The organism is Romboutsia sp. 13368 (assembly GCF_018336475.1).
GTDB lineage: Bacteria > Bacillota > Clostridia > Peptostreptococcales > Peptostreptococcaceae > Romboutsia.
Genome location: NZ_CP048741.1, coordinates 1,120,953 through 1,121,645, shown reverse-complemented (window position 1 = coordinate 1,121,645; position 693 = coordinate 1,120,953). Strand labels below are relative to the sequence as shown.

At 24.2% G+C, this 693-nt stretch carries 1 protein-coding gene and 1 pseudogene; both read right to left on the bottom strand.

The window, feature by feature from the left end:
* Positions 1–52 precede the first annotated feature (52 nt).
* Positions 53–361 carry a hypothetical protein gene (locus G3997_RS04575; RefSeq protein ID WP_296648795.1) on the bottom strand — a complete coding sequence of 103 codons (309 nt, stop codon included), beginning with the start codon at positions 359–361 and terminating at the stop codon, positions 53–55.
* 93 nt (positions 362–454) lie between these two features.
* Positions 455–693, bottom strand: a pseudogene (locus G3997_RS04570) (hypothetical protein); the annotation flags it as partial.

The window sequence follows — 693 nt, the reverse complement described above, 5'->3', positions numbered from 1 at the left end:
TAATCTTGAATAAACAACTTTTTTACTTAKARAAAAAAATTAAATCATTCTCTTAGTAATAGAAGCAGAAATCGGCATCAACGCAGAATTGATTACGGCTAAGAAGTCCACCATAAGATATTGTTATATAATTCATTTGTGAATCTAATACCTTATTTATTATTATCTTATATCCATCTACATCATATAAATTGTCATTAGCATTAGGCTCATCTAGCTCTATATCTATTTTTGCATCTGATGTCATAGTTATACATCTAGTACGTATTCTTATACATTCTTTATCACTGTTTTCTAGTAATTTATCTAATTCTCTTTTAGCTTCATTAGTTATTAATATATTCATTTCCATTTTTTCCATGTTTAAGTCTCCTTAATGTTTAATTTCTTTTTTATAATATCATTTTTAATAAAAAATAGGTAGACTTATATCTACCTATTTTAAAAATTATTTTTAATAACTATCATTTTTATTTTCCACAAAACTTGGCTGTAGTTTATTAAAACTATATAGTTTTTGTGTTTTTACAAGTATTATAAATATAGCAAAAAGTARTATACCTTTAAATATACTTGATATACTTATACTCCACCATACTCCATCAAGACCTAATAGGTTAGGCTTTGATATTAARWARGCMAWAGRWAYTCTACTTCCAGTTAAAATTATACTAAGTAACGAAGGAATTAATG

Excerpts from the sequence above, each read along its gene's own strand:
- G3997_RS04575 (WP_296648795.1), bottom strand. The coding sequence starts at position 361 with ATGGAAAAAATGGAAATGAATATATTAATAACTAATGAAGCTAAAAGA.